Here is an 18501-nt window from a genome sequence, read left to right as displayed (position 1 = left end):
CCGTACTCGACACCGTCCTAGCCGTGGCCCGCCGGTGCGGACAGCTCACCCACGAAGGGCACGGGCTCAGGACGGGAACATGTGGTGCCGACCGGGAGCGAGGTCCGCTCCCGGGCGGCGTCGAGCAGGGTGAGCATGACGTCCAGGACATGCCGGGCGAGCTCGGCGGAGGCCCGGTGCGGGCGGCCCGCCTTCAACGCCAGTGCCAGATCGGCCAGGCCGTAGCCCCGGGCGGAGCCCGCGTATCCGGCCGACGGCGGCAGCGGCTCCCAGGCGCCACCGCGCCAGAGCTCCACCGGACCGTCGAAGGTGTTGGGATCCGGCACCGACAACGACCCCTCGCTGCCGTGCACTTCGATGCGCGGCAGCCGGGCCGCGTGCACATCGAAGCTCATCAGCAGCGTGGTGAGCGCGCCGCCCCGATGCTCCAGGACACCGGTGACATGGGTGTCCACCTCGACGGCGAAGCGCTCGCCCGCGCGCGGCCCGCTGCCGATGCCGCGTTGGGCGCGCGGCCGGGACGCCGCTCCGGTGACCCGGACCACCGGGCCCAGCAGATGCACCAGCGCGGACAGGTAGTACGGGCCCATGTCCAGCAGTGGCCCGCCGCCGGGCCGGTAGTAGAACTCCGGGTCCGGGTGCCAGGCCTCGTGCCCGGCGGTGGTCATGAAGGCGGTGGCCGCGACCGGTGTGCCGATGAGCCCGTCGTCCACGGCCTTGCGCGCGGTCTGGGTGCCCGGGCCGAGCACCGTGTCCGGCGCGCAGCCGACCCGCAGCCCGGCCCGCTGTGCCGCGCCCATGATGGCGTCGGCCTCCTCGCGGGTGCCGGTCAGCGGCTTCTCGCCGTACACATGCCTGCCCGCGGCGAGCGCGGCCAGCGCCACCTCGGCGTGCGCCACCGGGATGGTCAGGTTGAGTACGGCATCGACGTCCTCCCGCGCCACCAGCTCCTCGGCCGACGCGGCGACGGCGACGCCCTGCGCGCCGCGGGCGGCGGCCTCGGCGCCGCGGGCGGCGGCCTCGGCGCTCTTCGCGGCGGCCTCGGCGCGCGCCCGATTCAGGTCGGTCACGGCGGTCAGCCGCAGTCCCGGCAGGCGTGGCAGCGTGTCCAGATAGGCCCGGCTGATCTTGCCCGCCCCGACCAGCCCTATCCTCAGCGGCTCGCCCACAGCGGTCCCCTCCCGGTCAGCGCCCACGCCTCGGACGGGGTGGCGCTCGTCGCGTTCGGTCTCACGGCCTCTGCACGCTCCCATCGGTGGTCCGCAGCAGGGCCCAGCGGTCATGGGCCAGAGGTTGGGGGGCGGGATACCGGCGCGCGGCGCTCTCGTCGAAGTCGACGCCCAGCCCCGGGGCCTCCCGGGGTTCCATCGCCCCCAGACGCGGCACGATCGTTCCGGGGAAGACCTCCAGAACCGCCTCGCGGAAGGTCGCCGCCTCCTGGACGCCAAAGGCGGGGCTGGAGATGTCGAGGGCGACGGTGGCCGCCTGCGCGAGCGGGCTGACGTCGCCCGGCCCGTGCGGGGCGAGCCGGACGCCGTGCAGTTCGCAGGCGGCGGCGAGCTTACGGGCCGGGGTGAGACCGCCCAGCGTGGGGATCCGGATCCGCGCGAAGTCGATCACCGGCCCGGCCAGCAACGGCAGGAACTGAGTGAGGTCGCCGAACAGCTCGCCCATCGCGAGGGGCACCGGGGACGCGGCGCGCAGCCGCGAGAAGTGGGCGGCGTCCTCCGGGGCGAGCACATCCTCCACGAAGTACAGCCCGGCGTCGGCCACCCGGCGCAGGAACTCCACGGCCTGGCGCGGGTCGAGACGCTCATGCGCGTCGTGCAGCAACTCGACGTCGTCGCCGATCAGTTCGCGGGTGCGGCGCAGCACGGGGGGCACCGCGCGCAGATAGGCGGCGCTGTCCCAGCGGCCGGAGCGGTCGTGGCGGGCCCGCGCCTCCTCGGCTCCGGCGGGCGCGGCGCCGTAGGTGTCCGAACCGGAGACGGCGGTCTGGACGCGGACGTGTCCGAAGCCCCGTTCGCGCGCGGCGGCGACCTTGTCGGCGAGCTCTTCGGCGTCCCGGCCGTCCACGTGGGTGTAGGCGGCGGCGCGGTGCCGGAAGCGGCCGCCGAGGAGGGCGTACAGCGGGGCGCCGAGCCGCTTGGCCTTCAGGTCCCACAGCGCGACGTCGACACCGCCGAGGGCGTTGCCGGTGATCGAACCGCCGCGCCAGTAGGCGCTGTTGAGGGCCAGGCGGTGCAGGTCCTCGATGTCGCCGGGGTCGCGGCCGCGCAGCAGCGGCGCGAGGTAGTCGTCGATCACGCTGCGGACGGCCAGGGTGCGCTGAGGGTCGCTGGCACATCCGAGGCCGTACAGCCCGGGGTCGTTGGTCTCGATCCGCACGATGAGGTACGGGCAGCCCTGCGGGGCCGTCAGGAACGTGCGTACGGCGGTGATGCGGAGCTTGTCGCCGCGCTCCGCCACCCAGGGGGCCTGGGCGAGCGGAAGGTGCGGCTCATGGGGTGCGGACATGCGCTCCCATTCCGGTAGCCGAATGGCAATCGTCCATTCGAACGTAAAGAGGGTTCAGGAGCGGTGTCAATGACCGTACCGGGATACGGTCAGGACCGGCGTGCGCGGCGGTGTGCTGGGCTCAGTGCTCGCCGAGGCGCCTCAGCAGGGTCCGCAACGAGTGGGCCGCCTCGGTGACATGGGCTGCGATCTCGCTCAGCCGGGCGTCGTCCATCCGGCTGCGCGGCGCCGAGCAGCTGATCGCGTCGCCGCCGCCGTGGCCGGTACCGAGCGGGACCGCCACACAGCGGATGTCCACCGAGCTCTCGCCCTCGTCCTCCGCCCAGCCGCGCTTGCGGGCGTCGGCGAGCTGGGCGAGCAGCTCGTCCGGGTCGGTGACGGTGCTCGGTGTCAGCGCCGTCAGCGGCCAGTTGAGCCGGCGCTGGATCTCGGCCGAGTCGTACTGGGACAGGATCGCCTTGCCGAGCGCGGTGGCATGTGCGGGCAGCCGGCGGCCGACCGCGGAGTACATCCGCAGGGCGTGGCGGGATTCGCGTTTGGCCAGGTAGACGACGTCCGTATCGTCCAGCCTGGCGAGGTGGACGGCCTCGCCGGTCTCCTCGGCCAGCAGGTCGAGCACGGGCCCGGCGAGCCCGGCGAGGTCGTCGCTCTCCAGATAGGCGGTGCCGGTCAGCAGCGCCTTGAGGCCGAGGCTGTACAGCGTTCCCGACGGGTCGGTCTCCACCCAGCGGCGGGACTCCATGGTGCGCAACACGGCGTGCAGGCTGCTCTTGGGCACGGCCAGGGTGCTCGCCATGTCGGCGAGTGAGAGCCGGGCGCCCTCGGCACCCAGGAGTTCGAGCACTTCCAGGACGCGCGCCGCGGACTTGACGTCCTCGTGACGCCGGACCCGCGCTGCTCCCGACACCGATTCCACGCCAGCCTCCGCTCCCCGGCCCGGCGCCCCGCTGGCCCCGGTTGCCGACACCTTACGCAGCTTGTCTTGACGCTATATCACGGCAAGCCTATGTTCCGTTACTCCAACGCCATTCGGTCTTCTGAACGCATCGGCATGAGGCAGGGGCTCGTATGCAGGTCAGATATCCGCTTTCTCCTCCTCCGGGGCGTTTCTCCCCGCCGCCACGGCGCGCCCGCCTCGCGGTGCTGGGCCTCGCCGCCGCGCTGTCGGCCTCGGCCTTGAGCGGCTGCGGCAGCGCGTCGGGGGCGGGCCCCGCGGACGTGACGATGTGGACGTTCAAGCAGTCGCATGTGGCGGGGTTACGGGCGGCCGCCGCGGAGTTCGGGGAGAAGACCGGCATCGAGGTCAGGATCGAGGCGTACACCCCCGATGACGCCTACAGCATCAAGGTCCAGAGCTCGGCCATGACGGGCGATCTGCCGGATGTCTTCGAAGTCCACAGCGACGGGGAGGACTTCGTCTACGGTGCCGCGGGCATCGTCGAGGACCTGCGCGGACAGATCCCGGCGAGCTGGAACAACCGCTTCAACCCCGCCGTGCGCCGGTCCGGCACGGTCACCCAGGACAAGTACGAGCAGTCGCTGCCCGCGACCGCCACCAGCCACGGGGTGAAGAAGGGCGCGCGCTACAGCCTGCCGTTCACCATCGGCACCTTCGGGATCGTCTACGCCAACAAGGCCAAGCTCGCCGCCGCCGGCATCACCCGGCCGCCCGCCACCTGGGAGGAGTTCATCGCCGATCTGAAGAAGACCAAGGCGAAGGAGGCACGGACCGGCGGGCTGAGTCTGGGCCTGAAGGTGCCGTCCACCGGTCTGAACTGGATCGGCCAGCCACTGGCCTTCGCCCAGCTCGGCAAGGACGGGTACGAGGCCCTGTACGGGCGGGAGAAGTCCGCCGACTGGGGCTCACCGAACGGCGTCAAGGTCCTCGGGGCGTACGACAAGCTGACGCCGTACTGGATGCCCGGCACCCAGACGCTCACCATCGACGACGCCGACCAGGCGTTCGCCCAGGGCAAGTCGGCCTTCGACGTCGGCGGCACCTTCACCCTGGCGTTCCTCCAGGAGGCGGGGATGAAGGCCGACGACATCCTCGCCTTCGGCCTGCCCGCGCCCCGGGAAGGCGCCGTCAAGGACCTCGCACTCGGCCCGATCGCGCTGACCGGCCTCGCCCTCAACGACGCGAGCCCCCGCAAGGCCGAGGCCAGAAGGTGGATGCGGTACCTCTCCGAACCGGATGTGGCCGCGCGATTCTCCAAGGCCGCCTCCGATCTGTCCGCGACCGAACTGGGCGCCGAGTCCGCCGACGTCCTCGGCCCGAACCTCGCCAGGCTCATGGCCACGTTCAAGGGCACCCCGGAGAACACCTACAACCCGTACGACACCAGCTTCCGGCCGCCGACCCTCGACATGGACGAGGCGGGCGCGCCCCTGATCGACATGTCGCCACTGCGCCAGACCAGCCCCGCCCGGACCGGCCTCCGGCTGCGCAAACTCATCGACTCCTACTGGCAGGAGGCGCGGTGACGGCCCTCGGCACACCTTCCGCCTCCCCACCCCGGACAGTCGGCGCGGCGGCACGACCTTCCCACCGAAGGGCGACACCCGGCGGCCGCGGGCGCGAGGCCCTCACCGGCTATCTGTTCATCGCCCCCGCGGTGATCCTCTTCGCCGTGATGGGCCTGTACACCGTGGGCTACGGCTTTCTGCTCGGCTTCGCCCGCTGGAACGGCTTCGCCCCGCACTGGGACTGGGTCGGCCTGGACAACTACGCCGATCTGCTGTGGCGCGATCCGGTCTACGCGCCGCGGGTGCACGAGGCCGCTCGCCACACCCTGTACGTCATGATCGCCGTGCCCGTGCTCACGGTCGCGGTGTCCTTCCCGCTGGCCGTCGCCCTGGCCAGGGTCAAGCGGGCCCGGGCGGTGCTGCGTTCGGTCTACTTCCTGCCTTACGTCACCTCCGGCATCGCCGTGTTCTACGCCTGGCAGTACATCCTCCAGCCGGACGGCGCCGTCAACTACCTGCTGGGCGTCCTCGGGCTCGGCTCGCTGCAGGAGCCGCAGGGCTTCCTCGGCAACCCCGCCACCGCCCTGCCCACGATGATCGTGGTGACGGTGTGGACCGAGGTCCCGGTGGCGATGCTGCTGTATCTGACCGGGCTGCAGACCATCGACCGCGGCCTCATCGAGGCGGCCGAGCTGGACGGCGCGGGCTGGTGGCGCACCCAGGTCTCGGTGGTCTGGCCACTGCTGCGCCCGATCACCGCGATCGTCGTGCTGCTCACCCTCAGATCGGCGCTGCACGGCTTCCAGACCTTCCTGATCATGACGAACGGCGGACCCGGCACCCACACCGACGTCCTCGGCCTGGAGGCGTACCGGCTGGCCTTCCTCTCCAAGTTCGCCCCCACCCTCGGCCTGGCCAGCGCCCTGGGCTGGATGCTGTTCGCCGTCGCCATCGTCCCGGCACTGATCAATCTGAGAGCACTGCGGAGCCGCGTATGACGACACATCCCGTCCCGGCCCCTTCGGGCGCGCCGGGCGCACCGGCCACCAAGCCCGCCGCCACGCGCCGGATCGGCGCACGTGTCCTGATCGGCGTGCTGCTGGCCGGGTACGCGCTGGTAAGTCTGTATCCGTTCCTGTGGATGGTCTCGGGCGCCTTCAAGGACCAGTTCGAGGTGGTGCGCGGCGGCCATCTCATCCCCGAGCACCCCACACTGCACACCCTCACCGACACCTGGAATCGGCTCCACTTCCTCGACTACTTCCTCAACAGCCTCAAGGTCACCGCCCTGACCGTGGTGCTGACACTGCTGATCTACGCCGCCGCCGGATACGCCTTCGCGGTGCTGCGCTTCCCGGGCCGCGCCTGGCTGTACCGCCTGTTCGTGGCGCTGTTGTTCGTCCCGGGGGTGACGGTGCTGCTGCCGATCATCCTGCTGGAGCACAACCTCGGCATCCTCGGCACGCACTACGGCCTCGTCCTGCCGTTCGTCAACGGCACCGCGCCGCTGTCGGTGATGTTGCTGACCGGCACCTTCACGGCCGTACCGAAGGAGCTGCGGGACTCCGCCCGGGTCGACGGGGCCGGGGAGCCGCACATCTTCGCCCGCGTCTATCTTCCGCTCGCCCGGCCGGCACTGATCACCGTGGCGCTGCTGACGGCGATCCCGACCTGGAACGAGTATCTGCTGACCAAGGTCTCGCTCAACGACGAGTCCGCGTACACCCTCTCCCTCGGGCTGCAACAGCTCTCCGCGCAGAACGTGCCGCAGTACAACAGCCTGATGGCCGGCGCGCTGATCGTGGTGATCCCGGTGATCCTGCTCTTCCTCGCGCTGCAGCGGTACTTCGTGAACGGACTCGTCGGGGCGGTGAAGGGATGACCCACGTCCTGGTGACCGGCGCCGCGGGCCACATCGGCCGCCATGTGGTCGAGGATCTGCTGAACCACGGCTACCGCGTGACCGCGACCGACCGGAAACCCGTCCACGACCGGCGCCTGGAGCGCAGCCTCGCCGGGGACCTGCGCGACCGCGAGCTGGTGCGGGAGGCGCTGCGCGGGGTGGCGGCGCTCGTCCACCTCGCGGCGATCCCGCACCCCGACACCCGGGATCCGGCGGGCCAGTTCACCGCCAACTGCCACACCGCCTACCTGGCGCTGGACGAGGCCGGGCGCGCCGGGGTGCGCCGTGTGGTGGCCGCCTCCAGCATCGGCGCGCTCGGGCTGGCGTGGTCGACCCACCCGCGCTCACCCGGCTACGTACCGGTCGACGAGTCGCACGCCACGCTCGCCGAGGACCCGTACGGACTCTCCAAGCTGGTCCTCGAGCAGGTGGCCGAGGGCACCCACCGGCGCTGGGGCACGGACACCGTGTGTCTGCGCTTCCCCTTCACCGGCACCGGCCCACGGCTGACCCGCCAACTGGCCGACGTGCGCGCGGATCCCGGACACCACGCGAGCGACCTGTGGGGGTGGCTGGACACCCGCGACGCCGCCGCGGCGGTGCGAGCCGCGCTCGGTGCCGAGACGCGCGGCAGCCATGTGCTGTATGTGGCGGCCCCCGACACCTCCTCGGACATTCCCACGGCCGAACTGCTCGCCCGCTACCACCCCACCGCCAGGATCGTGGCGCCGCTGTCCCGCTTCGCGGGGCTGTACGACACCTCGCGCTGCACCCGGCTGCTGGGCTTCACCCCCGCCCACGGCCGGCGTACCGCCGACGCCGTCGCCGAGGATCCCCACCGCTCCTCCCCCACGGAAGGACCATGAGATGGCACAGAGCCCCGGCACCAGTCGCCGGACCTTTCTGACGGCCGCGGCCGCGGGCGCCCTGGGCGCCGGCGCGCTCGCCGCGGCGGAAGGCCGGGCGGCCGCCGCCGCACCCTTTGACGCCCCCGGGACACCCGCCGCCGCGACCCGCTTCGCCCCCTCGCGATACGTGCACATCTTCTACTACCCCTGGTACGGCAGCCCTGCGGTCAATGGCTCCTGGCGCCACTGGCCGCAGGGCGGCCTCACCCCGCCCGACCGGATCGGCTCCGACTTCTACCCGGCGGCCGGCGCCTACGACTCCGGCGACCGCGCCGTGGTCGACCGCCATATGGGGTGGCTGGCCCAGGCCGGAACCGGTGTGCTCGTCACCAGCTGGTGGGGGCGGGGCGGTTACGAGGACCAGCGGGTCCCGCTGCTCCTGGACGCGGCGGCCGCGCGCGGGCTGAAGGTGGCCTGGCATATCGAGCCCTACGCCGGCCGCACGGCGCAGTCCGTGGTGGACGACATCACCTACCTCATCCAGCGGTACGGCGGCCACCCGGCCTTCTACCGGGACGCGGCACACGGCGACCGCGGCGCGTACTACGTCTTCGAGTCCCTGCGGATCGTCGACTGGACCCCGCTGGACCAGGTGGCCGACCGCGCCATCGTGCTGGCCCAGACCACGGACGTATCGAAGGTCTCGCACTTCGGCGGCATGTACACCTATGACGCCATCGCCGCGGGCAACAACCCGCAGTGGGCCGGTCCGGCCGCGTACTGCCGCGACCACGGCATGGTCTGGGCACCGTCCATCGGCCCCGGCTATATCGACGACCGCGCCGTGCCCGGGAACACCACGCCCACCCTGGAGCGCGACGACGGCGCCACCTACGACCTGGAGTGGAACAACGCCCTCTCCCCCGCCAACGGGGGCCCGCCCACCTGGGTCTCGATCACCTCGTTCAACGAGTGGCACGAGGGCAGCCAGATCGAGCCCGCGGCCTCCGCCCCGCCCACCGCGCAGAGCTACCGGACCTACAGCGGGGCCTACGGGAGGACGGGCGCCGCGGCCGAGACGGCGTATCTCGACCGCACCGCGTACTGGGTGGCCCGGTTCGAGGCGGCTCGCCGCCGCTGAGGCGTGGTGTGCCGGGGCCCTGGCCGGGCCCCGGCGAACCGCGCTAGACGACCGGTTTCGTGGGCCGGTCGGGAGTCAGCGCGATCTGCTTCTTGAGCATCCGGCCCCCGTCTCCGGTGAGGCGGAGGTAGTAGTCCGAGGAACAGACGGTGCCGTCCTCGTCGAGCGCCCAGATCCCCGAACCGGCCGGGACCATCGACGCGTTCTCCGCCGTCTTGGCTATCTGGTTGCCCTCGTTGTACTCGTCGAACATGGAGATGTAGATGCCCTGCGCGCCCACCCGCACCATGTTGTAGAACTGCCGCCACATGAAGTCGCCGTGTGCGCGCTGCCGCGACTGGGTGTCCCCGGGGAGCACACAGGGCTGGTAGTCGATCCCGTTGGCGTTGCAGTCGGCCTGGTCCGGGGTGTTGACGCCGGAGAAGAAGCGGTCGGTGTCGCCGATGTTGCCGATGCGTCCCACCATCCACGGTGAGAGCATATGGAAGGCGTGGTAGACGCCGAGGTAGCCGGGGCGCGAGTCCTCGTTGCCGGACCGCCAGTGGGTGGGAACCCCGCCCATCACATAACAGCCCTGGGACTTGAACCAGTTGACGACGTCCAGGCAGTCCGCGGCCGACCAGGGCTTGTTGGCCTCGTTGAAGCCGAAGCCCCAGATGCCCACCACCGGTTTGCCATTCTGTCTGGCGTAGGCGGAGGACGACGTATGGGCCTTCATCTTGTCGGTCCAGTCCTGCTTCATCTGGCTCTTCATGTCGAGCCAGCCGGTGGCGTCGTACATGATGTAGAACTTCCGGCCGTACTTCTCCGCCGCCGAGCGGACCTTGGTGGCCATGGCGTCGCGCGTCGGTCCCTCGGGGCTGAAGGGGTTGAAGCGCTGGAGGGCGGCGGTGTCGATGGCGTACTGCTGCATCCAGCGGAAGTGGGTGTCGACGGTCTGCTGGTCGTAGGAGGAGAACAAGGTGGCGGGCCGGCCGTCGTTGAGGTTGCCGTAGTCGGTCCGGTAGCCCTTGGTGTACTCGCGCATATCCGGCCAGCTGTGAATGCCCGTGTTGTCCGGCGACGGCGGCCGGGACATATCGGCGGCCCAGTGCCACCAGCCGTTGATCGGGGCGCCGTCCCCCGCGCAGGCGAACCAGCCCTGGTAGCCGACGGTGACCTTGCCGACGACGTCGCCGGGCGGGCCGGCCGCGGTGGCGGTGCCCGTCGTCAGCCTGGCGGCGCCCAGGGCACCGAGCGCCGTGGCGCCGAGCGCGGAACCGATGAGATGGCGGCGTGACATACCCATGAGGGCCTGCCTTTCCGGCAGTGAGCGGCTTGAGTGGGGGTGCTCGCTGCGGCGGATCGTAATCACGCATTCATGATTCCGCAATTTAATGGACGGTTAGCCGAATTCAGGCGGAAGCGCTTTTCGTCGTTTATGCGTCATTCCCGCATTCGGCGATCAAGGATGCCACACTGGGAACCATGAGTCCCGACGCACACCTCGACCAACTGGGCGAATTCCTGCAGGCCCGCCGGGCCGAGCTCAGCCCCCGCACCGTCGGGCTGCCCGACAGCGCGGGCCCGCGCCGGGTGGCGGGTCTGCGCCGGGAAGAGGTCGCCCAGCTGCGGCCATCTCCCCCGACTACTACACCCGCCTGGAGCAGGGCTGCTCGACGACCTCACCGCCACCCCTGCCGTCGTCATGGGGTGGCGCTCGGACGTCATCGCGTGGAATTCCACCGCGGCGGCGCTCATCACCGACTTCGGGCCGGTTCCGGAAAAGCACCGGAACTATGTCCGCATCCTCGCCTCCTGGGCCGCCGACCAGCACCTGTCGGCGTCACCGGCCGACTGACCCGGCCGCACCGCCCCGCCGAGATGTGCATAGGCTGAGCTCCTGTCAGGACAACGGCGGCACGGGGGACACCATGCGGAAAGAGGCGGTTCGATACCTTCGCTGCCCCTACTGTTCCGGCGCTTTGACGATGGCCGAGGGCGCCCTGCGGTGTTCCCAGGGGCACAGCTTCGACGTGGCGAAGCAGGGATATGTGAATCTGCTGCGCGGGGCCGCCAAGTTCAGCGCGGACACCGCCGAGATGGTGGCGGCCCGCGCGGACTTCCTGGCCGCCGGTCACTTCGCACCGATCGCCGGGGCGCTGGCCGCGCTGGCGCGCGAGACGGCACCGGCGCCGACGGGCGGGGATCCCGGCTGCGTCGTGGACATCGGCGGTGGCACGGGCTACCACCTTGCCCGGGTGATGTCGGAGTTCCCGGGCTTTGAGGGCGTCCTGCTCGACATCTCCAAGTTCGCCGCCCGCCGGGCCGCTCGGGCGCATCCCCGGATCAGCGCGGTGGTGGCCGACGCCTGGGACGAGCTGCCGTTCGCCGACGGGGCCGCGTCGGTGGTCCTCAACGTCTTCGCCCCGCGCAATCCGGCCGAACTGCGACGGATGCTGCGCCCTGAGGGTGTGCTGCTGGTGGTGACGCCCCGGCCGGAGCACCTACGGGAACTGGTGGAGGCCCTGGGGCTGCTGCGGGTGGACGAGCAGAAGGACGAGCGGCTGGCGGACCGCTTCTCGGCGCATTTCACCGAGGTGGCCCGGGAGCGTTCGCGGAGCACCATGACGCTGGACCACCAGGCCGTGCCGCAACTGGTGGGGATGGGGCCCAACGCCTGGCACCAGCAGGGCGAGCGGCTGAAGGAGCGCGTCGCGCTGCTGCCCGAGCCCTGTGAGGTGACGCTGTCCGTCACGCTCACCGCATACCGTCCGCTGGTCTGACACCACCGCGAAGACGCCCCGGCCCGCCGGGCTCCGCGCGGCGCCGTCAGGTCCAGACGGTGTATCCGCCGTCCACCCGGATCGCCCCGATGCCGCTGATGTACCGGGCGCCGCAGCGGTCCTGGGACAGGACGAGCTGCGGGCCCGCGCGGTCGAGCGGGGTGCCGTCGATGGTGACCGCGAGCAGGACGCGGCACGGCCGAAGTCCGGGTCGATCTCGGCCCAGGACAGCAGCGCGCGATGGCCGTCCGCGCCGCGTACGGCGATCAGGAAACGCAGCCGGTCCTTGCGCCGGGCGGGGTCGAAGGCGGGACCGGGTTCCCGGCCCGCAGGCGCCAGTGCCGGCCACCGTGGACGAGCGTCGCGACGCCCAGGAGGAGGAAGCCACCGCTCGCCACCGCCAGCAGCGCCCAGACGATGATCTCCCGGCCCGGCACGTCCGCCGCGTACGTCCAGCGCACCAGGAAGTTCGAGGTGGCGGCCACCGGAAAGCTGTAGATCCACAGCCCGGTGTGGAAGGACCGCTCGCGGATGGTCGGAAGCATGAAGGCGACCAGGACGAGGGTGAAGAACAGGATGCCGGAGAATCCGTAGCCGACCCCGTCCAGACGGCCCCCGTGGGCGGCGAGCCAGGCGTTGCTGCCGACGGCGGGCGGGATGACCAGGACGGTGAGGGTGGGCCGGGCCGGCGGCGGAAGCGGACTGCCGGCGACCAGGCTGCCGAGGATGACCGTGCCGAAGGCCAGCCAGTACAGAACCCCCACGGCGAAGGCCGCTGCCGCGATCTCGGGCAGCTGCAGCGTCGACGCGGTGATGCTCCCGATGAACGGCGCGGAGGAGACCGGCAGCAGATAGCCGGGGTGCAGGGTGGTCTCGCTGAGCGCACCGGTGAACCAGTGGGCGAGCAGCCGGGCGGCGACCAGCGCGGCCGCCACCATGAAGACGGCGTAGGCCCAGCGGGCGCCCTCCTCGCCGAAGCGCGAGAAGTGACCGGTGATCAGCATGCCGATGATGGGGACGTATGCGAGGGCGAACCCCTGGCCCGGGTGGCGCAGATCCTCGCGCAGGTTGTGCCACCGGGCTCCGCCGTGCCGCACATACGCGGCCAGGAGCACGACCCAGACCAGTCCGCTGATCACGAAGAGCACATCGCTGATCTGGATCCAGGCCGAGGCGACGGAGGTCGCCGCCTGCCAGGCTCCACCCAGGCCCGCGGAGCCCAGCGAGATCGCCAGCAGGCTGATGCGCGCGCTTCGCGAGCCATGGGAGGCGGGAGCCGCGGACGGCGCGGATCCGGCCGAGGCGGCGGGGACGGACAGGATCGGCGGGCCCTGGCCCCGCTCCGGCCGGAGGCCCGAGCCGTTCTTGGCAATCATGAGCTGTGTCCTCGAGGTGTGATCTCAGAAGGTGATCTTGCAAGGGATGCTTGTAATGAGTGTTTTACTTTAGGCGCTTACTTATAGCATGCGCGACCACCGGGATGTAAGCCCCATTCGCCGATAGACCATGTGCTAGAATGGCTGGGTGGCCAGAGAAGAATCGGACTCAGCGCGGCGGATTCCCGCGACCGCGGCGGCGATGGTGGACCTGCTCAACTCCCGGCCGCACGGACCCGGTTTTCCGGACACGCTCCAGACCCCGGAGACGGCGAGCGCCGTCCTGCGCCCGTTCGGCCAGCCCGCGGCGGAGGTGCCATCACCGCAGCGCATCGCCAAGGTCCGCGGGCTGCGCACGACCCTGATGGATATCGCGTCCGCGCCGGACAGCGCCGAGGCGGCCCCCGGCTGGGCGCAGCTCGCCGAGCGGGCGTCCGCCGTCACCCTGCGGCAGGATTTCTCGGAGCCCGGGACGGTGCGGCTGCGGCAGGTGGGCGGCGACCCCGTGGTGGGCGGCATCACCCTGGCGGTGGCGGAACTCGTCTCCGACGGCACCTGGCCCCGTCTCCGCATCTGCGCCAACGAGCTCTGCAGCCACGTGTTCTACGACACCACGCGCAGCCGCACCCAGCGCTGGCACTCGTACGAGGTCTGTGGCAACAAGAGCAACGTGGCCGCGTACCGCGCCCGGAGGAAGACCCGACCCGGAAGCTGATTCCGGGCCGGGTTTCGCCAACTTCCTTACCGGGAAGGTCAGTCGGCCGGGAAGGGTCAGTTCGCCTGCCACCAGCCGGTGACCGCCTTGGCGTAGTCCTCCGCGCCTTCCTCCCAGACGAAGTGGCCCACATCGATGAGGTCGAGCCTGCTGTTCGGCAGGCGCTCGTGCAGGTACTCGGCGTTCACCACCGGCACCACCGTGTCCTTGCGGCCGGCGATGATCTGCACCGGCGTCTGGATCCCGGACAGCAGGTCGCCCAGGACCGGCAGCTCGGTGGGATACGCCCGGACGTACGGCATCTGGTCGGCGAACCGCTCGCCCATATAGGAGGCGAGGTAGTCCTCGCGGACCACCTCCGGCAGCTCGTAGCCCTCGATGGTGTCCATGGCGACGGTCACGACGTCCTTGGGACCCATGGCCCGGTACGGAGCCAGGTCCTCGGCGTGCACCCACTCGTCCAGCACACCCCCCAACTGCAGCGGGACCGCCGCCCCGCCGGCGCCCACGACCGCGCTGCGGAACCGGTCCGGGTGCCGGGCCGCGGCGAACAGCACCGCGCTGGTGCCGATGTCCGGGCCCACCACATGCGGCTTCGCCAGCCCGAACGCGTCGGCGATCCGCACGATGAACTCGCCCATCGCCTGGGGGGACAGCAGGTCCTCCCGGAGCTCGGACTGCCCGAACCCCGGCAGGTCCACCGCGACCAGATGAGCGTGGTCGGCCAGCCGCGACCAGGTCGCGTCGTAGGCGTACAGGCTCTCCGGCCACGGGCTCAGCAGCAGCGCCTCGCGGTCATGGGGCGTGTCGCTCTCGGCGTACCGGATGGAGAGTCCGTCGATCCGCCGGAACCAGGTCTTGATCTCGCTCATGTCCTCGTTCTCCTGCGCACTGTGGATGAGTGGGTCAGCTCAGCGGGACGTCGAGGACCGCCTTGCGGTGACTGAACGTCTCCAGCGAGTAGCGGCCGTGGTAGCTGCCCATGCCGCTCTCCCCGACGCCGCCGAACGGCAGGGTCGGCACGGTCAGATGGAAGACCGGGAAGCCGAAGTTGACGGCGCCCGAGGAGGTTTCGGCGATCAGCCGGGCCCGGGTGGTGTCGTTCTCGGTGAAGGCGTAGAGCGCGAGCGGCTTGTCGCGCTCGTTGATGAAGGCGATGGCCTCGGTGAGGTCGGAGACGGTAAGGATCGGCAGGATGGGGCCGAAGATCTCCTCCCGCATCACCGGCTCGTCGGGCTTCACGTCCAGCAGCACGGTCGGGGCGATGTACTTCTCGGCGCGGTCGCTCTGTCCGCCGGTCACGGTGCGGCCGGAGCCGAGCAGCGCGGTCAGGCGGTCGAAGTGGCGCTCGTTGACGATGCGTCCGTAGTGGTCGGCGGCTTGCGGGTCGCTTCCGTAGAGCTGCTCGATCGCCTGGGTCAGTGCGACCGCCAGCGCCTCGGCGGTGTCCGGGTCGGTGAGGACGTAGTCGGGGGCGACGCAGGTCTGTCCGGCATTGGAGAACTTGGTGGACGCGATGCGTGCGGCGACCGTGGCGAGGTCGGCGTCACGGTCGACGAAAACCGGTGACTTGCCGCCGAGTTCGAGGGTGACGGGGGTCAGATGCTCGGCCGCCGCGCGCATCACGATCCGGCCCACGGTGCCGTTGCCGGTATAGAAGACGTGGTCGAAGCGCTGGGCCAGCAGCGACGTCGTCTGGGCGACACCGCCCTCGACCACGGCGGTGGCCTCGGTGTCGAGGTAGTCCGGAAGGAGCCGGGCCAGCAGCGCGGAGGTCTGCTCGGCGAGCTCGGAGGGCTTGATGACCACCGCGTTGCCGGCCGCCAGCGCGGCGGCGACGGGGGTCAGCAGCAGATAGATCGGATAGTTCCAGGCCGAGAGGACCAGGGCGACACCGAGGGGGTCGAGCTCGGTGCGGGCCGTGGTCCCCTCCGGCAGATGGGAGACGGTGACCTCCGCGGGCTGCGGGGCGAGCCACTCCTCCAGATGCTCGAGGTAGTCGTCGATCTCGAGCACCGTGATGTCGATCTCCGCGCGGTCGACCTCGGCGGGGTTCTTGCGCAGATCGGCCCAGAGGGCGTCGGCGATGGCCGCGCGGTTCTCCGTCAGCAGCGCGCGCAGCCGGGTGAGTTGCTCGCGGCGCCAGGCGAGAGACTTGGTGCGGCCGCTGCGGTGGGTCTCCCGCAGCCGCGCCACGAGGGCGGCGGCGTCGGTCTCGGTCAGGGCGGGGTAGGTGGTGGTCATGGGGCATCCCGTTCTGTGGAATGGGGCCCGGCCCGCGGCAGGGTGTGCTGGATATCGACGTAAGCGTCTTTCATGTTTAGACGCTTACGTTATAGCACACGCGCCCACAGGCGTGTAATTGTCTATTGTCGATAGACCATGCACAGGTCCCGCCCCGACCGGGCGAGGCCCTCGCCACCACCGTCGCCGCGCCCCGGGTGTCACAGCACGGCGTGGGCCGGGATCTCCTCGGGTTCCGGAGCCGGCCGGGCCGTCCAGTCCAGGGGTCCGGCCGTACGGCGGCCCTCCGTGGCGTGCCGTTGCCCGCGGACCTGGACGGCCTCCCACCCATCGGGGGGTTCCGGGCCGACGCGGTAGGCGATGTCCGGCTCGCTCGCGCGGCGGGTGACCTCGCACACCCGCACCTGCCCCTGCGGGGCGAGCGCCAGCATCCGGAAACACCGGTCCGCCGCCTCCCCCATCACCCGCGGGGCGGAGTCCGGCTCTCCCGGCCGGAACAGCAGATAGGCGTCTCCGGTGACCACGGCGACATGGAGACACGCGGGGCCGGGCCCATCGGCGCGGGTCCGGCGCCGCGGCCGGCGAAGCGGTCGCGCATCGCGAACGCCGCCCGTACCGCCCGGGCCGCGTCGTCCTCACCCGTCTCGGGGTGGCCGAACAGCGCCGAGAGGACCGGCCCGGCCGCATGCGCCATGGTCCCGCCGAACCGTACGGCCTCCTCGCGGACGACCCGCTCGGCCTCCCGCAACGCCTCCTGGACGCTCGACGGATCGTGGCCGTGGCCCTCCAGGGCATGGCGCACCCATACGAGGCTGATCCGCTTGTGTTCCACCGTGGACTCGTTCAGCCGCCGTGGCCGGGTGGCCCGCCCGCCCACCGCGGTGAGCCCCGCCCTGCTCTGGGCCGCGGTCTCCCGCGCCGTGTCGGCCCTGGGGAGGTCGGTCCTCGGGAGGTCGGCCCTGGGAACGTCGGCCCTGGGGAGGGGCGTCACATCGCCCAGCGCGGGCGGGGACGGAGGGTCGAGCTCCGGCGCGTGGGCGAGGATCGCCCGCTCCAGCTTCTGCATCTCGCGGGTGGGCTCGAGGCCGTACCGCTCGACCAGCTCGACGCGGCGGTGGCGGTAGGCGGCGAGCGCTTCGGTCTGCCGGCCGCAGCGGTAGAGGGCCAGCATGAGCTGACAGCTCAGGCGCTCGCGCGTCGGCTCGGCTGCGGCCACCGACTGCAGCTCCCCGAGAACCGCGTGGTGACGGCCGCATGCCAGCTCGGCCTCGAAGAGGTCTTCCAGCGCGTTGAGCCGGCTGTTCTCCCACGCGGCCAGCTCCGGCCAGACGAGGCCGTCCTCGACGAGGTCCGCGAGCGCGGGCCCGCGCCACAGTCCCAGGGCCTCCCGCAGCACCCGCGCGGCCGACTCGTAGGAGCCGGCGGCCACCTCGGCGTGTCCGCGCTCCACCGCCCGCCGGAAGCGGAGCAGATCGACGGCGTCGGGATCCACCCGCAGCCGGTACCCCGGGGCGTCGGTCACCAGCACCGCCCGGCCTTCGGAGCCGGGTTCGCAGGACAGCGTCCGGCGCAGGTCCCGGACCGCGTTCTGCAGCATCTTCCGGGCGGTGAGCGGGGTGTCGCCGGGCCACAGGGCGCCCAGCAGCCTGCTCGTGGCCACCACGCTGTTGGCGTGGATGAGCAGATGGGCGAGCGCCCCTCGCTTGATGACCCCGCCGAGCGGCACCGGTGCCCCGTCATCGAGCACCTCAAGGGGGCCGAGCAAGTGGAAGTCCACGGAACCTCACCTTCTGTCTGGATGTGCGTGTCCCCGTGTGTCCCCCGTGTCCCCCGAACCCGTCTCCAGGGCGTCGGCCATCGCCAGCCGCAGCAGTTGCATGCGATGGGTGGCCCCCGTCTTGGCCCGGATGCGTCGCATATACGTGTCGACGGTGTGCGGACTGAGGCCCAGGGCACGCGCCACGGAGGGATAGGTGTGCCCTTCCAGGACGCGGTCCAGAACCTCGCGTTCGCGGTCGCTGAGCAGTTCCAGCGGTTGGCGGCCGGGCCGTCCGGCGTGCTCGGCAGCGCCGGAGGCGGCTGCGGCTTCGGACGAGCCCACCGCGCGTTCGTCGGGCCGTCTCACCCCATGGCCCCGTAAGCCGGACATGAGATACGGCACCGCCCCATCATCGGTTCGTCGGCAGAGCCCTGCCGTAGAAGCCCCAGCCGGTGTCGTCGCCCTCGGGCGAGTGGGAGCCGCTCCCCACCGTCAGGGTCGTCCCGGCGACGGCGAGCGGGTGAAGGCCCCGTGTGCCGGTTCCGGCACGGTCGTGCGCCGACTGCGCGGCCGCGCCCACGAAGAGCGAGAGGGCCGGTGCGGCGATCGCGGTCATGACGGCGGTGAGGAACAACGTGCGCATGGTGGCCTCCGGTTGAAGAGATCCGGTGCGGAAATTCGGCCCTGGGCTGGATGGTTCGATCATGGCGGGGGCCCGGCCCGCGCACCACGCGTTCCGCCGCTCACCAAGGTGTCGGGCAACAAAA

17 protein-coding genes and 3 pseudogenes are annotated in these 18501 nt (G+C 71.4%); 8 read left to right on the top strand and 12 right to left on the bottom strand.

The annotated features are described in order from the left end of the window. Positions 1–17: 17 nt before the first annotated feature. The 3 genes from BLV72_RS40120 to BLV72_RS40110 form a co-directional block, all read right to left on the bottom strand. The gene (locus BLV72_RS40120) at positions 18–1169 is read right to left on the bottom strand and encodes a Gfo/Idh/MocA family protein (protein ID WP_093468626.1); all 1152 of its coding nucleotides are present in this window, start codon (positions 1167–1169) and stop codon (positions 18–20) included. A 61-nt stretch (positions 1170–1230) separates the two neighbouring features. Further along, entirely contained in the window at positions 1231–2517 is a 1287-nt protein-coding gene (locus tag BLV72_RS40115; protein WP_093468624.1) for an enolase C-terminal domain-like protein, read from the bottom strand. Positions 2518–2638: 121 nt separating this feature from the next. Then, entirely contained in the window at positions 2639–3433 is a 795-nt protein-coding gene (locus tag BLV72_RS40110) for an IclR family transcriptional regulator (RefSeq protein ID WP_093468623.1), read from the bottom strand. Between the two features lie 152 nt (positions 3434–3585). Here BLV72_RS40110 and BLV72_RS40105 point away from each other — a divergent pair, with 152 nt between their 5' ends. Genes BLV72_RS40105 through BLV72_RS40085 form a run of 5 tightly spaced genes read left to right on the top strand, consistent with a single transcriptional unit; the run spans position 3586 to position 8875 of the window. Beyond that, positions 3586–5001 (top strand): ABC transporter substrate-binding protein, encoded by a 1416-nt coding sequence (locus BLV72_RS40105; RefSeq protein ID WP_093468621.1) that lies wholly within the window; start codon positions 3586–3588, stop codon positions 4999–5001. Beyond that, positions 4998–5981 carry a carbohydrate ABC transporter permease gene (locus BLV72_RS40100; RefSeq protein WP_244321252.1) on the top strand — a complete coding sequence of 328 codons (984 nt, stop codon included), beginning with the start codon at positions 4998–5000 and terminating at the stop codon, positions 5979–5981. The genes BLV72_RS40105 and BLV72_RS40100 overlap by 4 nt, the downstream gene beginning before the upstream one ends. Next, positions 5978–6865: a carbohydrate ABC transporter permease gene (locus BLV72_RS40095; RefSeq protein WP_093468620.1), complete on the top strand. Its 888-nt coding sequence runs from the start codon at positions 5978–5980 to the stop codon at positions 6863–6865. Before BLV72_RS40100 ends, BLV72_RS40095 begins: the two co-directional genes overlap by 4 nt. Beyond that, positions 6862–7752 (top strand): NAD-dependent epimerase/dehydratase family protein, encoded by an 891-nt coding sequence (locus BLV72_RS40090; RefSeq protein ID WP_093468618.1) that lies wholly within the window; start codon positions 6862–6864, stop codon positions 7750–7752. The genes BLV72_RS40095 and BLV72_RS40090 overlap by 4 nt, the downstream gene beginning before the upstream one ends. A 1-nt stretch (position 7753) precedes the next feature. Further along, positions 7754–8875, top strand: coding sequence for a glycoside hydrolase family 99 protein (locus BLV72_RS40085; protein WP_093468617.1), 1122 nt, complete (start codon positions 7754–7756; stop codon positions 8873–8875). Positions 8876–8921: 46 nt separating this feature from the next. Here the strand turns inward: BLV72_RS40085 and BLV72_RS40080 are convergent. Further along, positions 8922–10163: pseudogene (locus tag BLV72_RS40080) on the bottom strand (glycoside hydrolase family 99 protein); the annotation flags it as partial. A gap of 179 nt (positions 10164–10342) precedes the next feature. On the opposite strand from BLV72_RS40080, the pseudogene BLV72_RS40075 reads away from it, so the two are divergent. Further along, positions 10343–10667, top strand: a pseudogene (locus BLV72_RS40075) (MmyB family transcriptional regulator); the annotation flags it as partial. Between the two features lie 121 nt (positions 10668–10788). Then, positions 10789–11640: a putative RNA methyltransferase gene (locus BLV72_RS40070; protein WP_093468614.1), complete on the top strand. Its 852-nt coding sequence runs from the start codon at positions 10789–10791 to the stop codon at positions 11638–11640. A 46-nt stretch (positions 11641–11686) separates the two neighbouring features. Here BLV72_RS40070 and BLV72_RS50645 read toward each other — a convergent pair. Next, positions 11687–11955: pseudogene (locus BLV72_RS50645) on the bottom strand (hypothetical protein); the annotation flags it as partial. Then, positions 11907–13016: an SLAC1 family transporter gene (locus BLV72_RS40060; RefSeq protein WP_093468612.1), complete on the bottom strand. Its 1110-nt coding sequence runs from the start codon at positions 13014–13016 to the stop codon at positions 11907–11909. The pseudogene BLV72_RS50645 and the gene BLV72_RS40060, both read right to left, overlap by 49 nt. Before the next feature lie 148 nt (positions 13017–13164). Here BLV72_RS40060 and BLV72_RS40055 point away from each other — a divergent pair, with 148 nt between their 5' ends. Then, positions 13165–13731 (top strand): CGNR zinc finger domain-containing protein, encoded by a 567-nt coding sequence (locus BLV72_RS40055; RefSeq protein WP_143059852.1) that lies wholly within the window; start codon positions 13165–13167, stop codon positions 13729–13731. A 56-nt stretch (positions 13732–13787) separates the two neighbouring features. On the opposite strand, the gene BLV72_RS40050 is transcribed toward BLV72_RS40055, so the two are convergent. The 6 genes from BLV72_RS40050 to BLV72_RS40025 form a co-directional block, all read right to left on the bottom strand. Further along, positions 13788–14603: an alpha/beta fold hydrolase gene (locus BLV72_RS40050; protein ID WP_093468609.1), complete on the bottom strand. Its 816-nt coding sequence runs from the start codon at positions 14601–14603 to the stop codon at positions 13788–13790. A 34-nt stretch (positions 14604–14637) separates the two neighbouring features. Beyond that, positions 14638–15975, bottom strand: a complete 1338-nt coding sequence (locus tag BLV72_RS40045) for an aldehyde dehydrogenase family protein (RefSeq protein WP_093468607.1) — start codon at positions 15973–15975, stop codon at positions 14638–14640. Between the two features lie 200 nt (positions 15976–16175). Then, positions 16176–16499 carry a hypothetical protein gene (locus tag BLV72_RS40040; protein WP_093468606.1) on the bottom strand — a complete coding sequence of 108 codons (324 nt, stop codon included), beginning with the start codon at positions 16497–16499 and terminating at the stop codon, positions 16176–16178. After that, positions 16436–17752 carry an AfsR/SARP family transcriptional regulator gene (locus BLV72_RS40035; RefSeq protein ID WP_093468604.1) on the bottom strand — a complete coding sequence of 439 codons (1317 nt, stop codon included), beginning with the start codon at positions 17750–17752 and terminating at the stop codon, positions 16436–16438. Before BLV72_RS40035 ends, BLV72_RS40040 begins: the two co-directional genes overlap by 64 nt. Positions 17753–17758: 6 nt before the next feature. Beyond that, positions 17759–18100, bottom strand: a complete 342-nt coding sequence (locus BLV72_RS40030) for a response regulator transcription factor (protein ID WP_244321251.1) — start codon at positions 18098–18100, stop codon at positions 17759–17761. Between the two features lie 43 nt (positions 18101–18143). Beyond that, complete coding sequence (locus tag BLV72_RS40025) at positions 18144–18377, bottom strand: hypothetical protein (RefSeq protein WP_093468603.1); 234 nt, start codon at positions 18375–18377, stop codon at positions 18144–18146. Positions 18378–18501 lie beyond the last annotated feature (124 nt).

The organism is Streptomyces melanosporofaciens (assembly GCF_900105695.1).
Taxonomy (GTDB): Bacteria; Actinomycetota; Actinomycetes; order Streptomycetales; family Streptomycetaceae; genus Streptomyces; species Streptomyces antimycoticus.
Note: the sequence above shows the minus strand (reverse complement) of the source record. Positions and strands in the feature narration are given on the sequence as shown.

Bases quoted from the DNA above. Each gene is read 5' to 3' on its own strand.
- BLV72_RS40025 (WP_093468603.1), bottom strand. From the start codon at position 18,377: ATGCGCACGTTGTTCCTCACCGCCGTCATGACCGCGATCGCCGCACCG.
- BLV72_RS40070 (WP_093468614.1), top strand. From the start codon at position 10,789: ATGCGGAAAGAGGCGGTTCGATACCTTCGCTGCCCCTACTGTTCCGGC.
- BLV72_RS40045 (WP_093468607.1), bottom strand. From the start codon at position 15,975: ATGACCACCACCTACCCCGCCCTGACCGAGACCGACGCCGCCGCCCTC.
- BLV72_RS40105 (WP_093468621.1), top strand. From the start codon at position 3,586: ATGCAGGTCAGATATCCGCTTTCTCCTCCTCCGGGGCGTTTCTCCCCG.
- BLV72_RS40090 (WP_093468618.1), top strand. From the start codon at position 6,862: ATGACCCACGTCCTGGTGACCGGCGCCGCGGGCCACATCGGCCGCCAT.
- BLV72_RS40095 (WP_093468620.1), top strand. From the start codon at position 5,978: ATGACGACACATCCCGTCCCGGCCCCTTCGGGCGCGCCGGGCGCACCG.
- BLV72_RS40050 (WP_093468609.1), bottom strand. From the start codon at position 14,603: ATGAGCGAGATCAAGACCTGGTTCCGGCGGATCGACGGACTCTCCATC.
- BLV72_RS40085 (WP_093468617.1), top strand. From the start codon at position 7,754: ATGGCACAGAGCCCCGGCACCAGTCGCCGGACCTTTCTGACGGCCGCG.
- BLV72_RS40060 (WP_093468612.1), bottom strand. From the start codon at position 13,016: ATGATTGCCAAGAACGGCTCGGGCCTCCGGCCGGAGCGGGGCCAGGGC.
- BLV72_RS40115 (WP_093468624.1), bottom strand. From the start codon at position 2,517: ATGTCCGCACCCCATGAGCCGCACCTTCCGCTCGCCCAGGCCCCCTGG.